This is a genomic window from Umezakia ovalisporum Ak1311, from assembly GCF_029891685.1.
Lineage (GTDB): Bacteria > Cyanobacteriota > Cyanobacteriia > Cyanobacteriales > Nostocaceae > Umezakia > Umezakia ovalisporum.
In genome coordinates this window covers 15,961-33,826 of record NZ_JANQDJ010000041.1, presented here as the reverse complement: position 1 = coordinate 33,826, position 17,866 = coordinate 15,961, and the positions used below count along the sequence as shown (strand labels likewise).

Below are 17,866 nucleotides of genomic sequence, written 5' to 3'. Positions count from 1 at the left end.
TCATCTTTGACAAGAATGTACAAAAAAGTAGAGACGTTTCAAGAAGCGTCTCTTTAATTGTTTTTGGTAATGGTTTTTGGTAATTATTTTTGATTTGAGCCTGTCATTACCATTCCAAAACTCCAAGTTGCCAAACCTGTCACTTCCGGTAAAGACAGATGCGTTAGGTGATAGCTCACATTTCATTGCCAATTTCAGTCCGACTTGGGTTTCTGCCGCTTCTAATTCACAATCATTTAATATGGGTTTTAATTTTTCTTGCTTCTTCTTCCCTGTCCACTTTCCTTCCTTGTCTGCCAAGTCTAGCCCTGTTATAAATCTCTCTGTAAAAAACCCACCTCTGTGAAGGGGCATTAAGCCCTTGCTAATTGTTACGTTTTCCTCAATACTATTTCCATTGGGGGCTGGCAGTTGCATTTTGCAGTCCTATGAATCATACAAATCAAAATATACTAACTTTTACCTCATGCAACAGCACACCATAGCGGCAGAAATCAGCCAATCTGGAGTAGGACTGCATAATGGTGTGAGTACCCATGTACGCATCTTACCCGCTGAAGCTGGTAGTGGTCGCTACTTTGTTAGAGTGGATTTGCCGGATTTACCCATCATTCCCGCCCAAGTTGCAGCAGTAAATCAAACTGTTCTTTCAACTCAATTGGGTAGGGGTGAGGTTTGTATTCGCACAGTGGAGCATTTATTGGCGGCCCTTGGGGGCATGGGTGTCGATAATGCCAGAATTGAAATTGATGGCTCAGAAGTACCACTATTAGATGGTTCTGCCCAGGTTTGGACACACAGTATTGCTCAAGTGGGCTTGGTATCACAAGCAATTAGCAACCCAGTTGCTTTGGTGGTGAAAGAGCCAATATGGATCCATGACAATGATGCTTTTGTTTGCGCCCTTCCAGCATCAAAAACCCGTTTTAGCTACGAAATTGATTTTTCAGTATCCGCCATTGGTAACCAATGGCACAGTTGGTCATTGAGTGCCAATTTTGCTGAAGAAATTGCCCCTGCTCGCACTTTTGGGTTACTACAGCAAATTGAACACTTACAAAAAACAGGTTTAATTAAAGGTGGTAGCTTAAACAATGCTCTAGTTTGTGGGTATGGAGGTTGGCTAAATCCACCACTAAGATTTGAAAATGAACCAGTTCGTCATAAAATATTAGATTTAGTAGGAGATTTGAGTTTATTGGGAACTTTTCCCCAAGCTCACTTTTTAGCATATAAAGCCAGCCATAATTTACACATTCAACTGGCTCGGAAAATTTTACAACTGCAAGTGAGTAAAGTCTAAAATTTCAATTTGTTACAGGTTTGAACTCCTGCCTACTTATTTCATTAATTAAAAATCAACATACCCCTAATGGCCATCGTCACTGAAGTGAATAGTCCCGATAGTAGCGTAACCACATCTACCGCAGAACAGAACGCCGAAATTAAAACCACATTTTCATCTGTAGAAATTCAAAAACTCCTGCCCCACCGTTACCCCTTTTTATTGGTGGATAAAATAATTGACTATGTGCCAGGAAAACTGGCCGTAGGCATTAAAAATGTCAGCGTCAACGAACCCCAGTTTCAAGGACATTTCCCGGAACAACCACTGATGCCAGGAGTGCTAATTGTTGAGGCTATGGCACAGGTAGGGGGTATTATTCTCAAACAACAACCGGGGTTTGAAAATAAACTATTTGTTTTTGCCGGTATTGATAAGGTGCGCTTTCGTCGGCAAGTATTACCAGGAGACCAGCTAGTGATGACCGTGGAACTGTTGTTCATTAAACAACGTCGTTTCGCTAAAGTACAAGCCCGTGCTGAGGTGAACAGTCAACTCGCTAGTGAAGGCGAATTAATGTTTTCTCTCATTAACTAAAAACTTGCTGTGGTAATAATGGGTAAAGCCGTGATTTACTCTTGACTTAGACCTAAATAAATAAGAACAGCCGTAAAAAATAACCCACTACAGCATTTCCTCGTTTTTTGACTTTCGCCGCCCTTACACATAACTTGCTTTGCTCGACATTTTAGGCAACTGCACATTTACACACTCAGCACTTCAACAAAGTTCTGGAGATTGACCCTTGAAGACGCTTATTCATCCAACTGCTGTAATTCATCCAAAATCGGAACTCCACCCAACGGTGCAAGTCGGTGCTTATGCTGTGATTGGAGCCCATGTCAAAGTGGGCTTAGAAACAATTATTGGCGCTCATGTGGTTATAGAAGGGCCTTGTGAGATAGGGGCGCGAAATCAAATTTTTCCAGGGGCAGCCATTGGTATGGAACCCCAGGATCTCAAGTTTGTCGGAGAACCTTCCTGGGTGAAAATTGGTGACAATAACTCAATTCGTGAATATGTCACCATTAACCGCGCCACTGGTGCGGGTGAGGCTACGGTGATAGGCAATAATAATCTATTAATGGCTTATGTACACGTAGCTCACAATTGCGTAATTGAAGATTATGTAATTATTCCTAACTCAGTGGCATTGGCAGGTCATGTTCATATAGAGTCCCGCGCCAGGCTGGGTGGAGTTTTGGGAGTGCATCAATTTGTTCGCATTGGTCAACACGCAATGGTGGGGGGTATGGCACGTATTGACCGAGATGTGCCTCCCTATATGTTAGTAGAGGGAAATCCAGCACGGGTAAGAACTCTAAATTTAGTAGGACTAAAACGTTCGGGTATGAACTCCAACGACTTACAAGTTCTCAAAAAAGCTTTCCGGCTTCTGTATCGGTCTGGTTTAAGTTTTAAGGACGCTTTGGAACAGCTCGAACATCTGGGAGATACGGAACAACTGCAAAATCTGCGTCGTTTCTTGCTACTTTCTCAAATGCCGGGAAGACGGGGCTTAATTCCAGGAAAGGGAAAATTAGCCCCAAGTGATGAGTCTTAAACTTATTTGTTAGGAGTTAGAGAGTATAATTTGACAGTATCGGCGTGGGTCTTCGCCTATGAAAATGTTAGGTGGGTCAACGCCCTACTCCCACAAAGAAAAAGGTTTATGGTGTTGGCCTAGGATTGAAACGTTAAAACTTAAATTTTACCAATGATAAAATGCGGATATTTATCAGCACTGGTGAGGTATCTGGCGATTTGCAAGGCTCATTGCTGATTGAGGCAATCAAGCGTCAGGCTGCGGCGGCGAGTTTGCCATTAGAAATTGTGGCACTGGGTGGGGAAAAAATGGCCGCCGCAGGAGCCACTATTTTGGGTAAGACCAGTGGTATCGGCTCCATGGGTTTGATAGAATCTTTGCCTTATGTTTTTCCCACTCTTAAGGTACAACGCCGAGGGATGGCTTTTTTACAACAAAATCCCCCTGACTTAGTGGTGCTGATTGATTATATGGGGCCTAACTTAGGTATTGGTACTTATATGCGAAAGCATTTACCACAAGTACCAGTGGTTTATTACATCGCTCCCCAAGAATGGGCTTGGTCAGTTAGTCTAAGTAATACATCGCGAATTGTTGGTTTTACAGATAAACTCTTGGCTATCTTCCCAGAAGAAGCCCGTTATTTTCGTGAGCATGGGGCAGAAGTTACCTGGGTCGGCCATCCCTTAGTTGACCGGATGCAAGATGCTCCCAGTCGCTCACAAGCCCGGTCTCAATTGCAAATTCCCCCAGAACAAAAAGCCATTGCTCTGCTCCCTGCTTCTCGCCGTCAAGAGTTAAAATATCTTTTGCCGGTGATTTTTCAAGCTGCTCAAACTATTCAAGCTCAATTACCAGAAGTTCATTTTTGGATTCCCTTATCTCTAGAAACTTACAGACAGCCGATTACAGAGGCAATTCACAGTTATGGTTTGCGGGCGACAGTTGTATCTGATCAACAAAAAGAAGTGTTTGCCGCAGCTGATTTTGCCATTAGTAAATCTGGTACAGTGAATCTGGAATTGGCTTTATTAAATGTCCCACAAGTCGTAGTTTATCGACTCAATCCCATTACTGTTTGGATTGCTCGGAAAATTCTCAGAGGGTCTATAGTGTTTGCTTCCCCACCGAATTTAGTGGTGATGAAACCCATTGTTCCAGAGTTATTACAAGAGCAGGCCACCGCAGAAAATATTATTCAAGAATCAATGGAATTACTGCTCAATTCTCAGCGTCGTCAGCAAACTTTGGCAGATTATGCTGAAATGCGGCAATGTTTGGGAGACCTGGGAGTGTGCGATCGCGCGGCTGGAGAAATTTTACAAATGCTACCGAATTGACAAAAAATGTAGACCCTGGCGTAAAACTTGGGTGTATAATCCCTGCATTAACTCAGCAGTAGCCTGGTCATCAACCTTCCACAAAGACACCACCAACCGAGGGGAACCTGCATACATTAGCCCCCTAGTGAAGCCAATTAAACCTTCCCCCTGGACATCTTCCGCCAAACCGATGTTGTATGTAGTATGGGCTTCACCTCTCTTGTCCTCGACACCTTGGTATAGGGGTAGGGCTTGGTTGTATTATTTCAAGCCTTGTTGCTCTGTTCTCCTAAGTTGAAGTACACAGCGTCAATATTATGGAGGGTATCGGCTTCACCTTTAATGGTTATGACAATCAAAGAAAAGCTCAGTTACAATCTTTACTACCCGCACATCAAAAGATTTCTAAATAATTACAGAGTTTAACTAAAAAACCGAATTTCCCAGTAGATGATTATTTCCATAAAGCCAGTGGGTTAATTATTGCTCATTTAGTGGAGTGTGGCATTAGGACTTTAGTAATAGGTCAAAATCCATTATGGAAACGGAATGCTAATTTGGGCAGAAGAAATAATCAAAACTTTGTGTGTATTCCCTCTCTGGGGGTTATTCCCCACAAAGGAAAGACATGGGATATTTATCTATGTTTTTTGTAACTATACACACAAATGATTAATAGTCTCTCTCCAATATTGGATTAGAGGTGTCATGACTTATATAGAAAACAATCTTCAAAAACGACCGATTGCAGTGGATTTATTTGCTGGTGCTGGTGGGATGACCCTTGGTTTTGAACAAGCTGGTTTTGATGTACTTGTATCTGTAGAAATAGACTCCATCCACTGTGCAACACATAAGTTTAATTTTCCTTTTTGGACTATTTTATGTAAACCTGTTGAAGAAATTACCAGTCAAGAAATTAGAGAAAATTCATCTATTGGCCCTAGGGAAATTGATGTAGTGTTTGGTGGTCCTCCATGTCAAGGGTTTTCATTTATAGGTAAACATTGTTTTGAAGACCCTAGAAATTCCCTGGTATTTCATTATATTAAATTAGTATTAGCACTACAGCCTAAGTTTTTTGTTATGCAAAATTTCAAGGGTATGACAACAGAAAAACACCAAGAATTTATTGCCAAAATAATTAATATATTTACCACCAATGGTTACAAGCTTCATCAAAAATATCAAGTTTTAAACTCTGCTCATTTTGGAGTACCAAAAAATCGGGAAAGGTTATTTATTCTCGGTTGTCGTCATGACTTAGAATTACCAAATTACCCACAGCCAATTACTCAACCCGCTAAAGAAAATAAATTCAACTTACCTACGCCACTGACCTTAACTCCCACAGTTTGGGATGCTCTGCAAGACTTACCGGAAATAGAAAAATACGACGAATTTTATCAACGTGATTGGGTAATTGCAGACTTTGGTAAGCCCAGTGATTATGGTTGGCTACTTCGTGGAATTGGTGCTACAGATAATGACTATTCATATCAACGTCACTACGACTGTAGAATCTTGACATCCAGTTTAAGAACAAAGCACAATTCAGAGTCTATCACCAGATTTGCAGCTACCCCTTGTGGTAAAACAGAAAAAATCAGCCGCTTTCGTAAACTTGACCCTGAAGGAATTTGTAATACTTTGAGAGCAGGAACACCCAGTAATCGAGGGGCTTTTACTTCTCCTCGACCCATACATCCCTTCAGACCCAGATGTATAACTGTGCGTGAAGCAGCGCGGTTACATTCTTATCCAGATTGGTTTAGATTCCATGTGACAAAATGGCATGGATTTAGACAAATAGGAAATTCTGTTCCGCCTTTATTAGCTAAAGCCCTTGCTTTAGAAATGATGAAATCTTTAAATCTAAAAGTAGATAAACCCACAACCATTCAATGTTTAGGAGACGATAACTTACTGACTTTTAATATGAAACAAGCAGCTAAATACTTTGATGTCAATCCCCATACCATAGAGCCTAGACTCAGAAAATTAAATATGACATCATAAGTGGAATGCCACTTCCTAAATCAATGTCAGTTCTTAAGTCCAGGTACGGAAAAAAGTAGTTTCTTCCCAAATATTAGCAGTACGTTGAGCCATGGCTGCCAATTCTGCTTGACTCAGAGGTTGAAATGCACGAGCTACCTTAACATTATTCTCTAATTGTGTAGTGTTTTCCGCTGCCACCACGCAACAATGAACTCCAGGCTGAGACATGGTATATCCCAAAGCTTGCTGCATACCTGTTAAACCACCAGGTTTAAATAGCCGACCATAAGCCGGCACTTTCATAGCAATTACACCAACGTTTTTTGCTTGGGCCACCGGCATAACTACGGGAAGAAAAGGACGTGGGTGATGTGGGTCGGCTGCATTAACAGGAATTAGGGTAGCGTGGAAACTATAGCGGCGCAGTCCTTCGGCAATTATCTCTGGGTCATGATGTCCTGTAATACCTGCAAAGCGTACAAGCTTCTGCTGTATGGCCTGTTCTAAAGCTTTAATTGCACCAGAGGGACTAAAGATAGTGTCGAGTTCTGAAGCAAAAGAGACATGATGCAACTGCCATAAATCAAGATAATCTGTATTCAGACGTTTAAGCGATCGCTCCAATTCTCGCCATGCACCATCATAGTCTCTTTTATCAGTTTTGCTGGCTAAAAAAACTTTTGCGCGATGGGGTGGTAACACTTTTCCTAAATAATCTTCACTAGGTCCATAACTAGCAGCTGTATCAAAGTAGCGGATACCCAGTTGCAAGGCTTTTTGAATAATGGCTTCAGCATCACCTTGTCTGTCATGCCACGATAGAGGGGTTTGTCCTGCACCTCCCAAGCCGAAGATAGGTAAATTTACTTCAGTACCTCCTAGGACTCGTTCTGGCATAGTTGCTGTTGGTGTAGCAGCTTTTTGAAAAGCATTGGTCGCTGTAATACCCCCGGCTACAGCAACAGTGGTAATTAAAAAATTGCGCCGTGTTTGCTTTTCTGTCATGGTTCGGTGCGGCGAAATAGTTTCTTTTATGGTAGCGTGTGACCGAATAGGTAATGAAATGCTCAGGCAAAGCCCCAGGGAAGGGGGAATAATAAAGTTAAGTTGGGGAATTATTAATTTTAATTGCAATACTTTTCCAACAGATTCCTACATGCAGGACATAAGATTATTGTTGCTTATTTCCACTGGTAAAACTACTAGGATTAATGTTAATTAAAGGCAAATTGCTGAGGGTAAATTCCCTGGAATTCCTTTGAAGCAACAATCCCTCGGCTTCTAGCTGTGGGGATTGTCAACTTAATTTGAGCGGTAACGACTAACATACTGACCATGAATATTAACGCCATAGGGAACTAAGTAACTTATGGCCGCAGATATCCAGCGATCGCGGCTCATTTTTCCTTGCCATAAAGCACTTCCATGATTGATGGTAAACAAGATAGAACCAACTATCAATGCAACTTTTACTGCTGTTGGTACTAATTTTGGATCAATTAAGCTGGCAAGATATCCTTTAAAAAACTGAGACATTATTACCTAACCTGGGGATTACATAGTTGATAATCTTGAACCTACAGAAGTGAGGATTCTGCATTCACACACTCGCCGTTACACATCAGGCTGGGGATAGCTGTCCAAGAGGGCACATTTTCTGTGGTATTAGTTGCAACTGATTTAATTGTTAGCAATTGTATCAAGTTGGTGTAACCTGTTGGCAGAAAATATGATTTGGGATTGATATGGATTGATATACTTATGGTTCATTAGTAAAAAATGCTTCATATTTCAAAATACAAGGAATAAAAATTAATGTCCAGTAAACTAAGAACTCGGGAATTTTGGCAATACAGCCCATGGGTATTAGGTTTGTATGCAGTAATTTTTCTGCCCACCGGTAGTAGTGTCGCCGCACCAGTAGCTAAATTAAATAATTGGCACTTTCACCCAGAGGCTATGGAATTAGAAATTCACCTCTCAGCCAAGACAACTCCTGAATATTTCTATTTAGCCCAACCACCACGTCTGGTTGTGGATTTACCAAACACTAAGTTAGGTTACGTTCCCACCATCCAAAATTATGTGGGAGCAATTCAAAGAATTCGTGTTGCTCAATTAAATGAAACTGTAACTCGAATTGTGCTGGATTTAGCAGCGGACAAATCTGTAGATTTTCACCAAGCACAGCTGCAACCAAGTTCCCCACAAAACTCCACCCGCTGGGTGTTACGTCCCAGAATTACTAGCTATACTCCCTTGACACAAGGGGAAAATTTTCAGTCTTTGCCAAATCCATGGCCAAGTAGTCGTCTCCAGTTACCAAACACCCTAGAGGTAACAAATTTTAACCCACAGCAACCCTTTGTGAGGGTACCTCCCCTGAATCCCCGCCATGGGTCTCAATTACCGGATTCTATTGTTCCCCCCGTGACTGTTCCCCAACCTACTAATTTAAATAGCATTCCTCCTGGGACAAATCCTAATTTTTTAGTTCCCTTAGTTCCTGACTATGAGCCTAATGTGTCCAATATAAAGGTGATTGAGTTTGGTCAACCCCTACCCAAACCCAATTAGTAAATTGGCAAAATTCCTCAATTGCACTAAAACCTTTCTGTTTCTTGAGGTTGTGTAACTGCTCCTGGCTGAGAGGTGAAAAAGTTTTGCGCCGCCTGATTTTGGTAAATACATCTAATATCAGGGTTTTCTCCGTCCAAATTGCCTGTAAAACCAAAAGTGTTGAGGCGATTTCTACATTCTCGCACTTGGTTAGATGACACAAGCTTGCGTTGTTCTAAAATTGCCCAGTTATTTTGGCGCAGGACACAGCCAGGACGCATACTTGGTTGAGCAACATAAACATTAAACGGGTTAAGAGTCACGAATAGTCTCGCGTCCATCACCATGGCACTAGCGCCAAATTGCACACAAATTTCTGGATTTGGGGCTTTGGTATCTATGAATTCACGAGAAGCCACATTTGATGGAGTTAAAGTAGTTGTGGAGCTAAAGGCAATGCCAATTCCAATACCCAACACCAGCACCCCTGCCAAAATTGCAATGGTGGAGATGTTGAAAACAGGAGATTGAAAAGCAGGAGATTTAGAAGTAGTAGTGGATCTACTGGTAGATTTACGTCTCATTTTCGCTCTGGTCACCTTCACGCCTGAGAAAGTAGGGAGTTAACTAAATTATTCTTTTTTGTACAGTATGCGGATTTTGAACTGTAGTTGTTTCCATGGGCGATGACACCGCCTTTAGGTTTGAGAAGTAGCCATCGCCCGGTTAATTGATTACACAGCTTGATAGCCGACAGAGTATGTATCTTTGAGTGGTTGCCAACGGAAGATGCGATCGCCGCCTCTCTCCACCACTACTTTTACTCGTGGTTCCCAGCTAGGCATAGTTGCTAAAAACTCAACTTCCTGATCAGAAAGAATATGCCCTTCTATGATCCACAACACCAACCCCTTTGATTTTGGTGGTAGCTTTTCCAGATTATAGGTAAGAATCGGTGGAACATAATATACATAACCCACCGCCGCACCACTACCAGTACTTTTCTTGCCCAAGTGAGGTGGTCTAACTCCATGAACTCCTGTGAGATAGGCAGCTACGTCGCCCAGTCCCCTAGCAGTAATATGAAGATCGGTATAGCCCGCTGCACGCAGTCGGCGGCGATATCGACCTTCAAAACCTCCTTCCAGAGGTACGTAAACACCAAGAGAACCAAATTTTTCCAAATCACGGATTAAAGCGTTGCCAGTGGTAATCAGTGCCATAAATTTTCTTTCGTCCTATCCCACTTAGATATCTCTATTATTCACTCTGAATCAAGATTAAGTTAAAGTATTGAGCCAAGAAAGCCCACCTGGTTACCATGAGCCTAAAAATCTCTTAAATCTTCATGGACAAAACTTAATAGATAGTTTATAATAGTGGATCGTGGACTATAAGAGAAAAAACTAAATTATCATAATCTCTGTCAGTATTGGCATGGTGTAGCGTCGCCAGCTAATCATAGACTTGGAAAAAGCATAAACTTGGCTCAAAGTTATCAGAGACTGGTAAACTAGAAAAGCTCTCAGGTCAACTAAAGTTGATGGCTCAATAAACAAAGCCAATCAACGACTCTAAACTACATTCACTCCTTTAGACTTGAGAAACCAAAGAAAATCTTAAACTAAGTTTAAGGTTAAAGGTTAAGGTTAAAGTAAGTGTTGAGTGAAGTAAAAACTAAGCAGCAATGTTAGTTTAAAAGCATTGCATGGGCCTTAGTCTAAGGATACTGAGTGGAAAAAACCGCTTAAGTCCCACTCCGTCGCGGCAGTAGTAAATGATGGCGGTAAAACCACCCACAGCACTGCCTCCAGAAAGTGCCTAGGTAATTGCTTGGACGAAAGCATTACTGCACAAAGCGCAAAGCTAAAAAGCATTGCTCTGATTCCAAAAGTCATTTTTTCCCAGTGGAAAAAAGCTTGTGGCTGTTCTGGTGACCAAGTGAGTGAAAGTGAACGGATTCACCAAACAGTAAAGACACAGCTGATTGTGTCTTAAAAGACATGGTGTAGTATGTTCTGCCCCAAATTTCCGAGGGTCGTCCAACCTCAATGGGCACTTATACAAGTTATAGAACGGTAAAAGTGTCCTCAAGAGTCCGATTCCCACACCAGCAAGTATATATAAGGAGAACCAGTTACTGTGTCTGTAGGTATTCTCGGCACCAAACTGGGCATGACCCAAGTCTTTGACGAAGCAGGAGTATCCATTCCTGTTACCGTTGTTGAAGCCGGACCATGCACTGTTACACAAATTAAAACCAAACAGACCGACGGTTATAGCGCCATCCAACTTGGTTATGGCGAAGTTAAACCCAAGGCGCTGAATAGACCTCTGCTGGGCCACTTGGCAAAATCATCTGCTCCAGCTTTGCGTCATTTAAACGAATATCACACAGATAATCCTAGTGATTATGCTTTAGGTCAAGAACTGAAGGCGGATATTTTTACTGAAGGTCAAATTGTCGATGTAGTCGGTACCAGTATTGGTCGTGGCTTTGCAGGCAACCAGAAGCGCAACAATTTTGGACGTGGTCCCATGTCACACGGTTCCAAAAACCATAGAGAGCCGGGTTCCATTGGTGCAGGTACAACCCCAGGCCGTGTTTATCCGGGTAAACGGATGGCAGGACGTTTGGGTGGAACCCGCGTCACAATTCGCAAATTGACTGTAGTGCGAGTATACCCGGAACGCAACTTACTGTTGATTAAAGGAGCCATTCCTGGTAAACCGGGGTCCTTAGTGAATATTCTGCCTGCAAAAAAAGTTGGTAAGTAGTCATTAGGCAAAAACACAAAAGGACATAAAAATGGTGGAAAGTGTAGTTAAAAATTGGCAAGGCGAACAAGTCGGCGAGACGACCCTCGATTTACAAGTTGCTAAAGAATCAACAGCATCTCATATTGTGCATCGAGCCTTGGTCAGACAAATGACCAACTCTCGCCAAGGAACTGCTAGTACAAAAACTCGTGCCGAAGTTAGAGGCGGTGGTCGTAAACCTTGGCGACAAAAAGGCACTGGCCGGGCTCGTGCAGGGTCTATTCGTTCACCACTGTGGCGTGGTGGTGGTGTGACTTTTGGTCCGAAACCCAGAGATTTTAACTTAAAGTTAAACCGCAAAGAACGCCGTTTAGCATTGCGAACTGCCCTTGTTAGTCGTGCCGAAGATTTGATTGTGGTACAAGACTTTGGCAACGAGTTACCCCGGCCTAAGACCAAAGAATTAGTTTCAGCACTAACTCGTTGGGGATCAGATCCGGAAAATAAGGCATTGTTAATTTTGTCTGAGGTTCAAAAAGCCGATAACGTTTATTTGTCAGCCCGCAATATCGAAAATTTAAAGTTGATTGCAGCAGACCAGCTAAATGTTTACGATTTGTTGCACGCAGACAAAATTGTTGTCACAGCATCAGCTTTAGCAAGAATTCAGGAGGTCTATAGTGCCTAAGTTTGACCCCCGCAACCTTCCCGACTTGGTGCGTCGCCCAATTGTGACTGAAAAGGCAACCATCCTCATGGAGCAAAACAAATACACATTTGAAGTAACTCCAAAGGCCAGCAAGCCACAAATTAAAGCGGCAATTGAAGACCTATTTCAAGTCAAAGTCGTGAAAATTAATACCATGATGCCACCGCGCAAGCAGCGTCGTGTTGGTAAATTCATTGGTTATAAGCCCCAATACAAGCGAGCTATTGTCACTGTAGCCCCTGGGGACGAAGAGAAAATCAGACAAGTTCTATTCCCAGAGGTATAAAAATAAAATGGGTACTCGTTCTTATCGCCCTTATACCCCTAGTACGCGGCAAGTTACTGTTTCCGACTTTTCTGAAATTACCAAATCAGAGCCGGAAAAATCACTAACAGAATACGTACACCGCCCCAAAGGTCGTAACAACCAAGGGCGGATCACTAGTCGTCGTCGGGGAGGCGGACACAAACAACTTTATCGGATTATTGACTTTAAAAGGGATAAACGTAATATTACCGGTGAAGTCATAGCCGTTGAATATGATCCCAATCGGAATGCCCGCATTGCTCTGGTGTTATATGAAGATGGAGAAAAACGTTACATTCTTCATCCCAACAAGTTGCCAGTGGGTGCAAAAGTTATTGCCGGACCAGATTCTCCCTTTGAAGTTGGTAATGCTTTGCCACTGTCTAACATTCCCTTGGGTACCAGCGTCCACAATGTAGAATTAACTCCCGGTAAGGGGGGACAAATTGTCCGGGCTGCTGGTGCTAACGCTGAAGTAGCTGCCAAAGAAGGTAACTATGTCACACTCAAGTTACCTTCGGGAGAAGTACGGAGGATTCGCCGGGAATGCTACGCCACCATTGGACAAGTAGGCAACACCGATGCGAGAAACCTGAGTGCAGGTAAAGCAGGACGCAACCGTTGGAAGGGTCGCCGTCCCAAAGTAAGAGGTAGTGTGATGAACCCTGTAGACCACCCACACGGTGGTGGTGAAGGTAGAGCGCCTATTGGTAGACCAGGCCCCGTCACTCCTTGGGGTAAACCTGCTTTGGGTGCCAAGACACGTAAACCCAAGAAGGCTAGCAGCAAATTGATTGTCCGTCGCCGCCGCAAATCTTCTAAACGTGGACGTGGTGGTCGTCAGTCATAGAATTTGAGATTTTAAATTTTGGATTTTAAATTGGGTTGACTTGTAAGTATCCAGAATTGCTGAGACTTGAGCAGACACCTAATTAATCAAAATCCGAAATTTTCAAAAATTCTCAAATTTTTAATTCAAAATCTAAACTCTAAACTCCAAAGTCAAACTATGGGTCGTTCTCTAAAAAAAGGTCCTTTCGTAGCAGACCATTTGCTTACCAAAATTGAAAAGCTAAACGCTAAAAACGAAAAACAAGTTGTTAAAACTTGGTCGCGAGCCTCGACAATTTTGCCGTTAATGATAGGTCACACCATAGCTGTTCACAACGGACGACAACACGTTCCGGTTTTTGTCAACGAACAAATGGTAGGTCACAAGTTGGGAGAATTCGCCCCCACACGTACCTATAAAGGCCATGGCAAAACTGATAAAAAAGCAGGGAGATAGTTATTAGTCATTAGTCTTTAGCTGATGACTAATGAGCAATCACTAATGACTAAAGGAGAAAATTATGGCTATTGATACTACTGAAGTAAAAGCGATCGCTCGTTATATCCGCATGTCTCCTTACAAAGTGCGTCGTGTCCTTGACCAAATTAGGGGGCTTTCTTACCGAGAAGCACTAATTATACTGGAATTCATGCCTTACCGAGCCTGTGAACCAGTATTGAAACTTCTCAGAAGTGCAGCTGCTAATGCCGAACACAATGCCGGTTTAGACCGAACAAAATTGGTAATTACTCAGGCATATGCCAATCAAGGTCCAGTGCTAAAACGATTTCAACCAAGGGCACAGGGGCGAGCTTACCAAATTCGCAAGCCAACGTGTCATATCACCGTGGCTGTGGCTGCTGATGCTACTGCCGAATAATTATCAGACACGAAAAATTGCGTAAAGTCAGAAATTTTAGAGGAAGCATTTGTGGGACAGAAAATTCATCCAGTTGGTTTTCGCCTGGGTATTACACAAGAACATCAATCCCGTTGGTTTGCAGTTCCTGAACGCTATCCAGAACTTTTACAAGAAGACCACAAACTTCGTAAATACATAGAACAAAAGCTGGGTAGACTTGCTCAAAACAACGCCGGGATCTCGGAAGTTAGAATTGAGCGCAAAGCTGACCAAATTGACTTGGAAGTACACACAGCTAGACCTGGTGTAGTTGTGGGTCGCGGTGGACAAGGTATTGAATCACTGCGGATGGGACTGCAAGAAATGCTCGGCAGCAATCGCCAAATTCGCATTAATGTGGTCGAAGTCCAAAAAGTTGATGCCGATGCCCCCCTGATTGGCGAGTACATTGCTCAACAATTAGAACGACGTGTTTCGTTTCGGCGGGTAGTACGGCAAGCTATTCAGCGCGCTCAACGTGCTGGTGTTCTGGGAATTAAAATTCAAGTCAGTGGTCGGCTCAACGGTGCAGAAATCGCTCGCACAGAGTGGACTCGTGAAGGTAGAGTACCTTTACACACCCTACGGGCTGATATTGACTACTCTTACTGCACAGCTAAAACAATTTACGGGATTCTGGGCATTAAAGTGTGGGTGTTTAAAGGAGAAATTATCCCGGGACAAGAAGAAACTCCCCCCCCATCCACTACACGCGAGCGCGAACCTCGTCGTCGTCAACAACAACGCCGTCGTCAGCAATTTGAAGACCGCTCTAATGAAGGATAGTCATTAGTCATTAGTCCTTACCAATGACCAATGACCAGTGACCAATGACCAATGACCAATGACGAACCATGTTAAGTCCTAAAAGAACTAAATTCCGCAAACAACAGCGCGGACGCATGCAAGGCGTAGCTAACCGTGGCTCCAGTATTAACTTTGGTGATTTTGGGCTCCAAGCTCAAGAACCATCTTGGATTACCTCCCGGCAAATTGAGGCCTCCCGTCGGGCTATGACCCGTTACATTCGCCGTGGTGGACAAATCTGGATTCGCATTTTCCCGGATAAACCCATAACCATGCGCCCCGCAGAAACCCGGATGGGTTCTGGTAAGGGTTCGCCGGAGTTTTGGGTGGCCGTAGTTAAGCCGGGACGCATTATGTTTGAAATCGCTGGCGTTTCCGAAGAAATCGCTCGGGAAGCTATGCGCTTGGCTGCAAACAAGCTGCCAATCAAAACTAAGTTTATTGTGCGTTCTCAACCACAGGAGCAGGAGTAGGTTATGCCTCTTCCCAAAATTTCAGAAGCTAGAGAATTAAGTGACGATAAACTGGCTGAGGAAATTGTCGCTGTCAAAAAACAACTGTTTCAGTTGCGTTTGCAAAAAGCAACTAGACAATTAGACAAGCCTCATCAGTTCGGACACGCCCGACATCGCCTCGCCCAGTTACTAACCGTGGAGACTGAGCGCAAACGGGCAGAAAGTCAAAGGACTAAAGAAGAACAGTAAAAGATTATGGCTATCAAAGAACGAGTCGGCTTAGTAGTGAGCGACAAAATGCAAAAAACAGTGGTAGTCGCTGTGGAAAATCGCTCCCCTCATCCCAAGTACGGCAAAATTATAGTTCAAACCCGGCGTTATAAGGTTCACGACGAAGAAAGTAAATGCAAAGTCGGCGATCGCGTGCGGATTCAAGAAACTAGACCTCTGAGTAAAACCAAACGCTGGCAAGTCAAAGAGATCTTGAGTACCAAGGCAACAACGTAACACCGGTTACAAAACTAAAAACTCCAAAAGGGAGACTAATTGTGATTCAACCCCAGACTTACCTCAATGTCGCAGATAATAGCGGTGCTAAAAAAATTATGTGCATCCGTGTATTAGGTGCTGGCAACAGACGTTATGGTTTCATCGGCGACAAAATTATCGCTGTTGTCAAAGACGCCATCCCTAACCAGGCGGTGAAAAAGTCGGATGTCATCGAGGCAGTAATTGTCCGCACTCGTCATAACATCCGCAGGGATAGTGGTATGACTATTCGCTTTGACGATAACGCTGCTGTAATTATCAACAAAGACGGCAATCCCAAAGGTACACGGGTGTTTGGCCCAGTAGCTCGGGAACTACGGGATAAAAACTTTACTAAAATCGTTTCTTTGGCTCCGGAGGTGCTGTAATGGCAAACCGCAAAGCAAAGCCGAAAGTTTTCCATAAAATGCACGTCAAAACTGGTGATACTGTGCAAGTAATTGCAGGCAAAGACAAAGGCAAAGTTGGCGAAGTAGTCCGAGCATTACCCGAACTAAGTCAAGTCCTTGTCAAAGGTGTGAATGTGAAGACGAAGCACGTTAAACCCCAACAAGAAGGGGAATCAGGTCGAATTGTGACCAAGGAATTTCCCATTCATAGTTCCAACGTGATGCTCTACTCCACTAAGCAAAACGTCACCAGTCGTGTTTGCTACACCTTTACCGCAGAAGGTAAAAAAGTGAGAATGCTCAAAAAAACAGGTGAAATTCTCGATAACTAAATTCCTCACTCCCCGCTCTGCACTTCATTACTTAAACAATTTCCCTGACCAAGCCCAGGGATAAGGACAAATAACTATGCCCACCTCGAGAATCAAAAGCTTATACCAAGAGACAGTTGTCCCTAAACTGATGAATCAGTTTCAGTACACTAACATTCATCAAGTCCCGAAGTTGGTGAAAATTACTGTTAACCGAGGTTTAGGGGAAGGGGCTCAAAATGCTAAGGCGCTAGAAGCGTCTTTAAATGAAATTGCGCTGATCACTGGACAAAAACCAGTGGTGACGCGGGCGAAAAAAGCCATCGCGGGCTTTAAAATTCGTCAGGGTATGCCTGTTGGCATCATGGTAACCCTCAGGGGCGAACGAATGTATGCTTTTCTGGACAGATTAATTAGCTTATCACTACCCAGAATTAGAGACTTTCGCGGCATTAGTCCTAAAAGTTTTGACGGTCGCGGTAACTATACTCTAGGTGTTAGAGAACAGCTAATTTTTCCAGAAGTCGAGTACGACAGTATCGATCAAATTCGTGGTATGGATATTTCCATCATCACAACAGCGAAAAACGACGAAGAGGGTCGCGCCTTACTTAAAGAAATAGGAATGCCCTTTCGCGATCAATAAGTTCATCTAAAGAGGGAAAGATGGCGGCTAACGATACAGTTGCAGATATGCTGACGCGCATCCGCAATGCCAACCTGGCAAGGCATCAAACTACACAAGTGCCAGCCACAAAAATGACTCGTAGTATTGCCAAAGTACTACAAGAGGAAGGTTTTGTTGCTGACGTTGTAGAAGCAGGAGAAGGAATTAAGCGCAACCTGGTGATTTCCCTAAAATACAAGGGTAAAAATCGTCAGCCTTTAATCACTGCCTTGAAGCGAGTCAGTAAACCTGGTTTGCGAGTTTATTCCACTAGAAAAGAATTACCCAGGGTACTAGGTGGCATCGGCATTGCCATTATTTCTACATCCAGTGGCATCATGACTGACCGTGAAGCACGTCGTCAGAGCTTGGGTGGTGAAGTACTTTGCTATGTTTGGTAGTCATT

The 17,866-nt window shown here is 43.1% G+C and carries 25 protein-coding genes and 1 pseudogene; 20 read left to right on the top strand and 6 right to left on the bottom strand.

The genetic code is table 11. The features are described from left to right. A complete protein-coding gene (locus NWP25_RS06280) occupies nucleotides 1-417 on the bottom strand; it encodes a hypothetical protein (RefSeq protein WP_280657265.1) in 417 nt (138 codons plus the stop codon). Between the two features lie 49 nt (nucleotides 418-466). On the opposite strand from NWP25_RS06280, the gene lpxC reads away from it, so the two are divergent. From lpxC to lpxB, 4 genes are all read left to right on the top strand, one after another. Continuing rightward, on the top strand, nucleotides 467-1,303 hold the full coding sequence (gene lpxC / locus NWP25_RS06275) for a UDP-3-O-acyl-N-acetylglucosamine deacetylase (RefSeq protein WP_280650555.1): 837 nt from the start codon (nucleotides 467-469) through the stop codon (nucleotides 1,301-1,303). 69 nt (nucleotides 1,304-1,372) lie between these two features. Continuing rightward, the gene (fabZ, locus tag NWP25_RS06270) at nucleotides 1,373-1,882 is read left to right on the top strand and encodes a 3-hydroxyacyl-ACP dehydratase FabZ (RefSeq protein ID WP_280650556.1); all 510 of its coding nucleotides are present in this window, start codon (nucleotides 1,373-1,375) and stop codon (nucleotides 1,880-1,882) included. 208 nt (nucleotides 1,883-2,090) lie between these two features. Beyond that, nucleotides 2,091-2,909 (top strand): acyl-ACP--UDP-N-acetylglucosamine O-acyltransferase, encoded by an 819-nt coding sequence (lpxA, locus tag NWP25_RS06265; protein ID WP_280650557.1) that lies wholly within the window; start codon nucleotides 2,091-2,093, stop codon nucleotides 2,907-2,909. Between the two features lie 161 nt (nucleotides 2,910-3,070). After that, nucleotides 3,071-4,231, top strand: coding sequence for a lipid-A-disaccharide synthase (lpxB, locus tag NWP25_RS06260; protein WP_280650558.1), 1,161 nt, complete (start codon nucleotides 3,071-3,073; stop codon nucleotides 4,229-4,231). A gap of 9 nt (nucleotides 4,232-4,240) precedes the next feature. Here the strand turns inward: lpxB and NWP25_RS06255 are convergent. Continuing rightward, nucleotides 4,241-4,402, bottom strand: a pseudogene (locus NWP25_RS06255) (CHAT domain-containing protein); the annotation flags it as partial. Between the two features lie 519 nt (nucleotides 4,403-4,921). Here NWP25_RS06255 and NWP25_RS06250 point away from each other — a divergent pair. Continuing rightward, entirely contained in the window at nucleotides 4,922-6,232 is a 1,311-nt protein-coding gene (locus NWP25_RS06250; protein WP_280699025.1) for a DNA cytosine methyltransferase, read from the top strand. 33 nt (nucleotides 6,233-6,265) lie between these two features. Here NWP25_RS06250 and NWP25_RS06245 read toward each other — a convergent pair whose 3' ends face one another. Next, the gene (locus NWP25_RS06245; protein WP_280650560.1) at nucleotides 6,266-7,219 is read right to left on the bottom strand and encodes an aldo/keto reductase; all 954 of its coding nucleotides are present in this window, start codon (nucleotides 7,217-7,219) and stop codon (nucleotides 6,266-6,268) included. Between the two features lie 297 nt (nucleotides 7,220-7,516). Further along, nucleotides 7,517-7,750 carry a nitrate/nitrite transporter NrtS gene (gene nrtS / locus NWP25_RS06240; protein WP_280650561.1) on the bottom strand — a complete coding sequence of 78 codons (234 nt, stop codon included), beginning with the start codon at nucleotides 7,748-7,750 and terminating at the stop codon, nucleotides 7,517-7,519. Between the two features lie 279 nt (nucleotides 7,751-8,029). On the opposite strand from nrtS, the gene NWP25_RS06235 reads away from it, so the two are divergent. Beyond that, nucleotides 8,030-8,791, top strand: coding sequence for an AMIN domain-containing protein (locus tag NWP25_RS06235; protein WP_280650562.1), 762 nt, complete (start codon nucleotides 8,030-8,032; stop codon nucleotides 8,789-8,791). Between the two features lie 26 nt (nucleotides 8,792-8,817). Here NWP25_RS06235 and NWP25_RS06230 read toward each other — a convergent pair whose 3' ends face one another. Continuing rightward, on the bottom strand, nucleotides 8,818-9,357 hold the full coding sequence (locus NWP25_RS06230) for a DUF3172 domain-containing protein (RefSeq protein WP_280650563.1): 540 nt from the start codon (nucleotides 9,355-9,357) through the stop codon (nucleotides 8,818-8,820). A 150-nt stretch (nucleotides 9,358-9,507) separates the two neighbouring features. Then, the gene (ndhN, locus tag NWP25_RS06225; RefSeq protein WP_280650564.1) at nucleotides 9,508-9,996 is read right to left on the bottom strand and encodes an NAD(P)H-quinone oxidoreductase subunit N; all 489 of its coding nucleotides are present in this window, start codon (nucleotides 9,994-9,996) and stop codon (nucleotides 9,508-9,510) included. A 919-nt stretch (nucleotides 9,997-10,915) separates the two neighbouring features. Between ndhN and rplC the strand changes: the two genes are divergently transcribed. From rplC to rpsH, 14 genes are all read left to right on the top strand, one after another. Continuing rightward, nucleotides 10,916-11,551 carry a 50S ribosomal protein L3 gene (rplC, locus tag NWP25_RS06220; RefSeq protein WP_280650565.1) on the top strand — a complete coding sequence of 212 codons (636 nt, stop codon included), beginning with the start codon at nucleotides 10,916-10,918 and terminating at the stop codon, nucleotides 11,549-11,551. Nucleotides 11,552-11,582: 31 nt separating this feature from the next. After that, a complete protein-coding gene (rplD, locus tag NWP25_RS06215; protein ID WP_280650566.1) occupies nucleotides 11,583-12,221 on the top strand; it encodes a 50S ribosomal protein L4 in 639 nt (212 codons plus the stop codon). Further along, nucleotides 12,214-12,528, top strand: a complete 315-nt coding sequence (locus NWP25_RS06210; RefSeq protein WP_280650567.1) for a 50S ribosomal protein L23 — start codon at nucleotides 12,214-12,216, stop codon at nucleotides 12,526-12,528. The genes rplD and NWP25_RS06210 overlap by 8 nt, the downstream gene beginning before the upstream one ends. Before the next feature lie 7 nt (nucleotides 12,529-12,535). After that, the gene (gene rplB / locus NWP25_RS06205) at nucleotides 12,536-13,399 is read left to right on the top strand and encodes a 50S ribosomal protein L2 (RefSeq protein WP_280650568.1); all 864 of its coding nucleotides are present in this window, start codon (nucleotides 12,536-12,538) and stop codon (nucleotides 13,397-13,399) included. A 159-nt stretch (nucleotides 13,400-13,558) separates the two neighbouring features. Then, a complete protein-coding gene (gene rpsS / locus NWP25_RS06200; protein ID WP_280650569.1) occupies nucleotides 13,559-13,837 on the top strand; it encodes a 30S ribosomal protein S19 in 279 nt (92 codons plus the stop codon). Between the two features lie 64 nt (nucleotides 13,838-13,901). Further along, nucleotides 13,902-14,261, top strand: a complete 360-nt coding sequence (rplV, locus tag NWP25_RS06195) for a 50S ribosomal protein L22 (protein ID WP_280650570.1) — start codon at nucleotides 13,902-13,904, stop codon at nucleotides 14,259-14,261. A 51-nt stretch (nucleotides 14,262-14,312) separates the two neighbouring features. Next, the gene (gene rpsC, locus NWP25_RS06190) at nucleotides 14,313-15,068 is read left to right on the top strand and encodes a 30S ribosomal protein S3 (RefSeq protein ID WP_280650571.1); all 756 of its coding nucleotides are present in this window, start codon (nucleotides 14,313-14,315) and stop codon (nucleotides 15,066-15,068) included. Between the two features lie 68 nt (nucleotides 15,069-15,136). Next, a complete protein-coding gene (rplP, locus tag NWP25_RS06185; RefSeq protein WP_280650572.1) occupies nucleotides 15,137-15,562 on the top strand; it encodes a 50S ribosomal protein L16 in 426 nt (141 codons plus the stop codon). Nucleotides 15,563-15,565: 3 nt separating this feature from the next. Further along, nucleotides 15,566-15,793, top strand: a complete 228-nt coding sequence (rpmC, locus tag NWP25_RS06180) for a 50S ribosomal protein L29 (protein WP_280650573.1) — start codon at nucleotides 15,566-15,568, stop codon at nucleotides 15,791-15,793. Nucleotides 15,794-15,799: 6 nt separating this feature from the next. Next, entirely contained in the window at nucleotides 15,800-16,051 is a 252-nt protein-coding gene (gene rpsQ, locus NWP25_RS06175) for a 30S ribosomal protein S17 (RefSeq protein ID WP_280650574.1), read from the top strand. 41 nt (nucleotides 16,052-16,092) lie between these two features. Continuing rightward, nucleotides 16,093-16,461 (top strand): 50S ribosomal protein L14, encoded by a 369-nt coding sequence (rplN, locus tag NWP25_RS06170; RefSeq protein WP_280650575.1) that lies wholly within the window; start codon nucleotides 16,093-16,095, stop codon nucleotides 16,459-16,461. Continuing rightward, nucleotides 16,461-16,814, top strand: coding sequence for a 50S ribosomal protein L24 (gene rplX / locus NWP25_RS06165; RefSeq protein ID WP_280650576.1), 354 nt, complete (start codon nucleotides 16,461-16,463; stop codon nucleotides 16,812-16,814). The genes rplN and rplX overlap by 1 nt, the downstream gene beginning before the upstream one ends. A gap of 76 nt (nucleotides 16,815-16,890) precedes the next feature. Beyond that, on the top strand, nucleotides 16,891-17,439 hold the full coding sequence (gene rplE / locus NWP25_RS06160) for a 50S ribosomal protein L5 (protein WP_280650577.1): 549 nt from the start codon (nucleotides 16,891-16,893) through the stop codon (nucleotides 17,437-17,439). Nucleotides 17,440-17,459: 20 nt separating this feature from the next. Further along, a complete protein-coding gene (rpsH, locus tag NWP25_RS06155; RefSeq protein ID WP_280650578.1) occupies nucleotides 17,460-17,861 on the top strand; it encodes a 30S ribosomal protein S8 in 402 nt (133 codons plus the stop codon). Nucleotides 17,862-17,866: the final 5 nt, after the last annotated feature.

What these genes read in the sequence shown, in the direction of transcription:
- NWP25_RS06280 (WP_280657265.1), bottom strand. Translation starts at nt 417, where the DNA reads ATGCAACTGCCAGCCCCCAATGGAAATAGTATTGAGGAAAACGTAACA.
- lpxC (WP_280650555.1), top strand. Translation starts at nt 467, where the DNA reads ATGCAACAGCACACCATAGCGGCAGAAATCAGCCAATCTGGAGTAGGA.
- fabZ (WP_280650556.1), top strand. Translation starts at nt 1,373, where the DNA reads ATGGCCATCGTCACTGAAGTGAATAGTCCCGATAGTAGCGTAACCACA.
- lpxB (WP_280650558.1), top strand. Translation starts at nt 3,071, where the DNA reads ATGCGGATATTTATCAGCACTGGTGAGGTATCTGGCGATTTGCAAGGC.
- NWP25_RS06250 (WP_280699025.1), top strand. Translation starts at nt 4,922, where the DNA reads ATGACTTATATAGAAAACAATCTTCAAAAACGACCGATTGCAGTGGAT.
- NWP25_RS06245 (WP_280650560.1), bottom strand. Translation starts at nt 7,219, where the DNA reads ATGACAGAAAAGCAAACACGGCGCAATTTTTTAATTACCACTGTTGCT.
- nrtS (WP_280650561.1), bottom strand. Translation starts at nt 7,750, where the DNA reads ATGTCTCAGTTTTTTAAAGGATATCTTGCCAGCTTAATTGATCCAAAA.
- NWP25_RS06235 (WP_280650562.1), top strand. Translation starts at nt 8,030, where the DNA reads ATGTCCAGTAAACTAAGAACTCGGGAATTTTGGCAATACAGCCCATGG.
- NWP25_RS06230 (WP_280650563.1), bottom strand. Translation starts at nt 9,357, where the DNA reads ATGAGACGTAAATCTACCAGTAGATCCACTACTACTTCTAAATCTCCT.
- ndhN (WP_280650564.1), bottom strand. Translation starts at nt 9,996, where the DNA reads ATGGCACTGATTACCACTGGCAACGCTTTAATCCGTGATTTGGAAAAA.
- rplD (WP_280650566.1), top strand. Translation starts at nt 11,583, where the DNA reads ATGGTGGAAAGTGTAGTTAAAAATTGGCAAGGCGAACAAGTCGGCGAG.
- rplB (WP_280650568.1), top strand. Translation starts at nt 12,536, where the DNA reads ATGGGTACTCGTTCTTATCGCCCTTATACCCCTAGTACGCGGCAAGTT.
- rpsS (WP_280650569.1), top strand. Translation starts at nt 13,559, where the DNA reads ATGGGTCGTTCTCTAAAAAAAGGTCCTTTCGTAGCAGACCATTTGCTT.
- rplV (WP_280650570.1), top strand. Translation starts at nt 13,902, where the DNA reads ATGGCTATTGATACTACTGAAGTAAAAGCGATCGCTCGTTATATCCGC.
- rplP (WP_280650572.1), top strand. Translation starts at nt 15,137, where the DNA reads ATGTTAAGTCCTAAAAGAACTAAATTCCGCAAACAACAGCGCGGACGC.
- rpmC (WP_280650573.1), top strand. Translation starts at nt 15,566, where the DNA reads ATGCCTCTTCCCAAAATTTCAGAAGCTAGAGAATTAAGTGACGATAAA.
- rpsQ (WP_280650574.1), top strand. Translation starts at nt 15,800, where the DNA reads ATGGCTATCAAAGAACGAGTCGGCTTAGTAGTGAGCGACAAAATGCAA.
- rplX (WP_280650576.1), top strand. Translation starts at nt 16,461, where the DNA reads ATGGCAAACCGCAAAGCAAAGCCGAAAGTTTTCCATAAAATGCACGTC.
- rplE (WP_280650577.1), top strand. Translation starts at nt 16,891, where the DNA reads ATGCCCACCTCGAGAATCAAAAGCTTATACCAAGAGACAGTTGTCCCT.
- rpsH (WP_280650578.1), top strand. Translation starts at nt 17,460, where the DNA reads ATGGCGGCTAACGATACAGTTGCAGATATGCTGACGCGCATCCGCAAT.